The sequence below is a fragment of the Streptomyces sp. URMC 126 genome (assembly GCF_051386555.1).
GTDB lineage: Bacteria > Actinomycetota > Actinomycetes > Streptomycetales > Streptomycetaceae > Streptomyces.
In genome coordinates this window covers 1-6,552 of sequence record NZ_JBPQTX010000365.1, presented here as the reverse complement: position 1 = coordinate 6,552, position 6,552 = coordinate 1, and the positions used below count along the sequence as shown (strand labels likewise).

The following is a 6,552-nucleotide window of genomic DNA, read 5'->3' as shown; positions in this document are numbered from 1 at the left end:
GAGACAAGCCTCACCCAACCCCCCGACACCATCCGCGTCCACACCACCGACCGCGCCACGAACCGGCACGAGTACTACGACGCCGGGATCCTCGTCGCCGCCGACGGCATCCACTCCCGCCTGCGCGCCCGGCTCCACCCCGCCCAGGGGTCGCTCCAGTGGAGCGGGGTGACCATGTGGCGGGGCGTCACCGAGACCGACGCGTTCCCGCCGGGCAACGCCCTGCTCCTGGCCTCCGACGAGCGGAACACCCAGTTCGTCGCGTACCAGATCTCGCCGTCCGCGCTCGCCCGCGGCCGCACCCTGCTCAACTGGGTCTGCGCGGTGCCGACGGGCGCTCCCGGCCCGCTCGCCGACGGCGGCGCGGACTGGAACCGCCCCGGCCGGCTCGCGGACGTCCTGCCGTACTACGCGGACTGGCGCTTCGACTGGACGGACCTCCCCGCGCTCCTCGCCGGCAGCGCGCGGATCCTCGCCTACCCCATGGTCGACCGCGATCCCCTCCCGTCCTGGGGCGAGGGCCGCGTGACGCTCCTCGGGGACGCCGCCCACCCCGCGTACCCCTCCGGCGCCAACGGCGCCTCCCAGGCGGTGCTCGACGCCCGCGTCCTCGCTCACCGTCTGGCCACCGAGCCGGACCCCGTCCGCGCGCTCGCCGCGTACGAGGCCGATCGGCGGGACGCCACCGCCGCCGTCGTCCTCGCCAACCGCGCGATGGACCGGGCCGCCCGGGCGCGGGCCGCGGCGACGGGACCGGAAGCGCGGCGCGACCTGGAACGCGCGGCGAGGGCCCACCGGAGGGCGGCCGGCGAGGCCGCCGCCCTCAACGCCAGGGCCTCCTACACCCCGCCGGCCCGCGCCTGAACCCGTCCCCCCTCGTTTCTGCACGTCTCTTCCCTCCCACCGGCCCCGGCCGCAGGATGTGCCTCTGTGAGCGGCAAGGACCGAGAGGAACGGGAGACAACGTGCGCTACGTACAGCTGGGTTCGTCCGACCTGAAGGTGTCGCGGATCACCCTGGGCATGATGAGCTACGGCGGCGGACCCACCGCGCAGAAGTGGTTCCTGGACGAGGAGGCCGCCGAACCCGTCGTCCGGCGCGCGGTCGAGGCGGGCGTCACGTTCTTCGACACGGCCGACATGTACTCGTCCGGCCTCAGCGAGGAGATCACGGGACGCCTGCTCTCCCGCCTCTTCCCGCACCGCGAGGACTACGTCCTGGCGACCAAGGTCTACTTCCCCATGGGTCCGGGCCCCGACGACCGCGGCCTGTCGCGCGCGCACATCACCAAGGCGATCGACGCCTCCCTCCGCCGCCTCGGCACCGACTACGTCGACCTCTACCAGGTCCACCGCTGGGACTACGACACCCCCATCGAGGAGACGCTGGAAGCCCTCCACGACCTCGTCCGCGCCGGCAAGGTCCGCGCCCTCGGCGCTTCGAGCATGTGGGCCTGGCAGTTCGCCAAGGCCCAGCACCTCGCCCGGGCCGGCGGCTGGACGCCCTTCGTGTCGATGCAGAACTACTACAACCTCCTCTACCGCGAGGAGGAACGCGAGATGATCCCGCTCTGCCGGGACGAGAACGTCGGCTGCATCCCCTGGAGCCCCCTGGCCCGCGGCATGCTCACCGGCACCCGCGACCGCGACGGCGCCCACCGCACCCTCCGCTCGGGCAACGACGCGCTCGCCCGCCGCCTCTACGAGGAGTCCGACTTCGACGTCGTCGACGCCGTCCGCGCCGTCGCCACCGAACGCGACCTCCCCCCGGCCCGCATAGCCCTCGCCTGGCTCCTCTCCAAACCGGCCGTCACCGCCCCCATCATCGGCGCCACCCGCATCTCCCACATTGACGACGCCGTCGCCGCCGTCGACTTGGACCTCACGGACGACGAAATCGCCCGCCTGGAAGCGCCTTACCGCCCGCATCGGGTACTGGGTCTACGGCGGTAGGGGCGGCGGCGGGGGCGGCAGAGTGGTTGCCCCGAGGGCGTGCGGGCGGAAGGCTGGGGCCTCGTTCCAGCAACCGACCGGGAGGGGCTGATCGTGCGACGCGAACGCCTGGGTGTACTGAGGAATTTGGGTCGTGCGGCCGTCGGTGCCGTCGTGGGAGCGGCGGCGGTCGCGGCGGTGCCGGCCGCGGCGGCGGACGCCGGGTCCGCGAGTCCGTTCTTCCTGGAGGCGCGGGAGCTGCCGCCCGTACAGGGCGCGGCATGGACCGCCGGACCCGTGAGCGCCGGTGTGCCGGACCCGCTGCCGTTCTGCGTCGGCGCGGCGCTGCCCGCGGCCACCGCGCGCCACCGCGTCTTCCGTACGGACCTCGACGCGGGCGCGACCCAGGTCACCGTCGTCGAGCGGGACGCGGCGCGTGCGAAGACGCTGGCGGCGCTGTGGGACACGGCCGTTCGGGCATGCGCCGCCCGGACGGAGAAGGAGGAGCCGGGTACCACCGCCCGGTGGAAGGATTTCGGCGCGGTCGACGCGGAGGACGGGGCCCGTGTGTACGGGGTGCACACCGCGCGTCCCTCGGGGAGTTCGGACGTCCACCTGTTCGCGGTCGGGCGCGACGGCCGGACGGTCACCGTGGTCACGTGGGGGCGCCTGGGCCGGTTCGAGGACGCTCCGGTGGCGGGTTTCAAGGCCACCGCCCGCACGGCGGTGAACAAGCTGTATCCGGACGGCCGTCGGTCATAGAGCTGCGGGGTACGGCGCCCCCGTGCGGGCGCCACGGGGGAGGCGGAGGAACGCGGGACGTACGGACCCCGTTCGCCGCCGCCGTGCGTCAGCGGCCGTACGGCGGGCGGGCGCTCAGGCGCGCCCGGCGCGCGCGAGCGGCGTATGGGTGGACGGCGCGCGGGGGTTTGTCGGGTTGCTCGGGGTCCTTGGCGGGGGCGCTTACGGTGGATCGGTGGTGTGGGTGACGGGTGACGGCCGGACGGGTGGGGGAGCCGAGGGTGCCGTGAGGCGCGTGGCTCGCGCCCGTGCCGTGCGGTGCGGGAGGGCGCGTCGCCCTTCCGGCCGCGAGGCCGTCGGCCCCCGGGCGGCGACGTGCAGTCGTCGTACCGGCCGCACCACGCCGACCATGTTCGAGGCGACCCGTTCCCGCCCGGTGGTCACGGCCGCCGTGGCCGGGGGTGGTGGAGGAAGCGTATGGCTAGTGGCACGGCGGGAACGGCGAGCGGGGCGGACGGGAACGACGGGCGGGTGGACGCGCGGGTGCTTGACGAAGTCGTCCGGTTCACCTCCGAGCTGATCCGGATCGACACCACCAACCGCGGCAAGGGCGACTGCCGCGAGCGGCCCGCCGCCGAGTACGTGGCGGAGCGGCTCGCCGAGGCGGGGATCGAGCCGTTCCTGCTGGAGCGGAAGCCCGGGCGGACGAATGTGGTGGCCCGGATTCCGGGCCGGGACCCGGTCGCGGGGGCGCTGCTCGTCCACGGGCACCTGGACGTGGTGCCGGCCGAGCCCGCCGACTGGACGGTGCACCCGTTCTCGGGGGAGGTGCGGGACGGGGTCGTCTGGGGGCGCGGCGCGCTCGACATGAAGAACACCGACGCGATGGTGCTGGCCATGGTCCGGGCCTGGGCGCGGGCGGGCGCCGTGCCGCCGCGGGACATCGTGCTGGCGTTCACGGCGGACGAGGAGGACAGCGGCGAGGCCGGCGCGGGCTTCCTCGCGGACGAGCACGCCGCGCTGTTCGAGGGCTGCACCGAGGCGATCGGCGAGTCCGGCGCGTACACCGTGCACGGCGCCGGCGGGCTGCGGCTGTATCCCGTGGCGGCGGGCGAGCGGGGCTCGGCCTGGGTGGAGCTGACGGCGCGCGGTACGGCCGGGCACGGCTCGAAGGTGAACCGGGAGAACGCGGTGTCCCGGCTCGCCGCGGCCGTCACCCGGATCGCCGAGCACGAGTGGCCGGTCCGGCTGACCCCGGTCGTCCGGGCCGCGCTGCGCGGACTCGCCGCCGCGCACGGTGTGGAGGTGAGCCCCTCCGGGCCGCGGCCGGAGGAGGTGGAGGAGCTGCTGGCCAAGCTGGGTCCGGCGGCCAAGCTGGTCGTGGCGACCGTCCGCAACAGCGCCAACCCCACCATGCTCAGCGCCGGTTACAAGATCAACGTGATCCCGGGCACGGCCACGGCCTTCGTCGACGGCCGGACCGTGCCGGGCGGGGACGAGGAGTTCGCCGCCACCCTGGACCGGCTCACCGGGCCGGACGTCGACTGGCGGTTCTTCCACCGGGAGCGGGCCCTCCAGGCGCCGGTCGACGCGCCGGTGTTCGCCCGGATGCGGGCCGCGCTGGAGCACTTCGACCCGGAGGGGCACGTGGTGCCGTTCTGCATGTCCGGCGGCACGGACGCCAAGCAGTTCGCCCGGCTCGGCATCGCCGGATACGGCTTCTCCCCGCTCCGGCTGCCCCCGGGCTTCGACTACCAGGGGCTGTTCCACGGCGTCGACGAGCGGGTGCCGGTGGACGCCCTGCACTTCGGCGTCCGCGTCCTGGACCGCTTTGTCATGCACGAGGACGTGGACGCCCCCGTCCCGTCCCCCGATCACCTCTGACCTGAGGAGGCACAGCGTCATGGTGCTCACGGCGCCCTGCGGAACCTGGCCGTCCCCCGTGGACGCCGCCCTGGTGGCGGAACACGGCGGCCGCCCCGACTTCGTGGGCTGGGTCGGCGACGACGTCTGGTGGGCCGCGGCCCGGCCGGCGGAGGGAGGCCGGCGGACGCTGGTGCGGCGGCGCCCCGGCGGCGACGAGGCCGTCGCGCTGCCCGCGCCCTGGGACGTCCGCACCCGCGTCCACGAGTACGGCGGGCGCGCCTGGACCGGCACGGACCGGACCGGCGACGGCCCGCTGCTCGTCTTCGCCCACGGCCCGGACCAGCGGCTGTACGCCTGGGAGCCGGACGGGCCCGACCCCTCGCCCCGGCCGCTGACCCCGGTGTCCGCCGTCGGGGGCGGGCTGCGCTGGGCCGACCCGGTGCTCCGCCCCGAGCGCGGGGAAGTCTGGTGCGTCCTGGAGGAGTTCACGGGCCCGGGGCCGGGTGACGTCCGACGGCTGCTCGCCGCCGTCCCGCTCGACGGCCGCGCCGCCGACGACCGGTCGGCCGTCCGGGAGCTGACCGACGACCGGCACCGCTTCGTGACCGGACCGCGCCTCTCCCCGGACGGCCGCCGCGTCGCCTGGCTGGCCTGGGACCACCCCCGCATGCCCTGGGACGGCACCGAACTGCGGCTCGCCCGGGTGGACGACGGCCGGTTCACCGACGCGCGGACCGTCCTGGGCGGCCCGGAGGAGGCCGTCGCCCAAGTGGAGTGGGCGCCCGACGGCACGCTGCTGGCCGCCACCGACCGCACGGGCTGGTGGAACCTCCACCGCGTCGACCCCGAGACCGGCCGCACCATCGAGCTCCACCCCGCCGCCGAGGAGTTCGCGGGACCGCTGTGGCAGCTCGGCCAGCGCTGGTTCGTCCCGCTGGCCGACGGCCCGGTCGCCGTCCTGCACGGGGCCGGAGCGCAGGTGCTCGGCGTCCTCGACCCGGGGACCGGAGTACTGGCCGACGTGGCCGGGCCGTGGACGGAGTGGGTGCCCGCGCTCGACGCCCACGGCACCCGCGTCGTCGGCATCGCGGCCGGGCCGGCCGGAGGCTACGAGGTCGTCGAGCTGGACGGCCGGACGGGACGGGCCCGGGTGATCGGCGCCGCGCGGCGGGACGTCGTCGACCCGGCGTACCTGCCGCGCCCCGAGACCCGTACCTTCACCGGCCCCGACGGCCGCGAGGTGCACGCCCGGATCCACCGGCCCCGCCACCCCGAACGGGCCGTCCCGGACGGCGAGCTGCCCCCGTACGTCATCCGCGCGCACGGCGGCCCGACCGGCCGGACGCCGTGCGCGCTCGACCTGGGCATCGCCTACTTCACCTCGCGCGGCATCGGCGTCGCCACGGTCGACTACGGCGGCTCCACGGGCTACGGCCGCGCCTACCGGGAACGGCTGCGGGAACGCTGGGGCATCGTCGACGTCGAGGACTGCGCGACGGTCGCGGGCGCGCTGGTCGCCGAGGGGCTCGCCGACCCGGCCCGGCTGGCGGTCCAAGGCGGCAGCGCGGGCGGCTGGACGGCCGCCCTCTCCCTCGCCGGCACCGACGTGTACGCGTGCGGGACGATGCTCTTCCCGTGCCTGGACCCCACGACGGACGCCGACGGCGGCACCCACGACTTCGAGGCCCACTACACGGAGGGCCTGATCGGCCCGCGCGACCGGGAGCCCGGACGCTACCTCGAACGGTCGCCGCTGCACCGGGCGGACCGGATCAAAGTCCCCTTCCTGCTCCTCCACGGCCTGGACGACCCGGTCTGCCCGGCCGAGCAGAGCGAGGCCCTGGCCCGGGCGGCGCGCGCCCGCGGGGTGCCCCACGCCTTCCTCGCCTTCGAGGGGGAGGGTCACGGCTTCCGCCGGAAGGAGACGCTGGTGCGGGCACTGGAGGCGGAACTGTCGCTGTACGCGCAGACGTTCGGGTTCGAGGCGCCGGGGGTGGGGGAGGTGGAGCTGGAG

General features: G+C 75.6%; 5 protein-coding genes. All 5 read left to right on the top strand.

The annotated features are described in order from the left end of the window. On the top strand, positions 1 to 864 hold an 864-nt coding region (locus tag ACSNOK_RS29235), incomplete at its 5' end, for an FAD-dependent monooxygenase (protein WP_436783805.1). A gap of 101 nt (positions 865 to 965) precedes the next feature. Beyond that, entirely contained in the window at positions 966 to 1,952 is a 987-nt protein-coding gene (locus ACSNOK_RS29230; protein ID WP_436783804.1) for an aldo/keto reductase, read from the top strand. A 126-nt stretch (positions 1,953 to 2,078) separates the two neighbouring features. Further along, complete coding sequence (locus ACSNOK_RS29225) at positions 2,079 to 2,693, top strand: hypothetical protein (protein WP_436783803.1); 615 nt, start codon at positions 2,079 to 2,081, stop codon at positions 2,691 to 2,693. Positions 2,694 to 3,149: 456 nt separating this feature from the next. Next, positions 3,150 to 4,556 carry a M20/M25/M40 family metallo-hydrolase gene (locus ACSNOK_RS29220; protein WP_436783802.1) on the top strand — a complete coding sequence of 469 codons (1,407 nt, stop codon included), beginning with the start codon at positions 3,150 to 3,152 and terminating at the stop codon, positions 4,554 to 4,556. A gap of 19 nt (positions 4,557 to 4,575) precedes the next feature. Beyond that, the coding region (locus tag ACSNOK_RS29215) for a S9 family peptidase (RefSeq protein WP_436783801.1) at positions 4,576 to 6,552 on the top strand (1,977 nt) is incomplete at its 3' end.

Excerpts from the sequence above, each read along its gene's own strand:
- ACSNOK_RS29220 (WP_436783802.1), top strand. The coding sequence starts at position 3,150 with ATGGCTAGTGGCACGGCGGGAACGGCGAGCGGGGCGGACGGGAACGAC.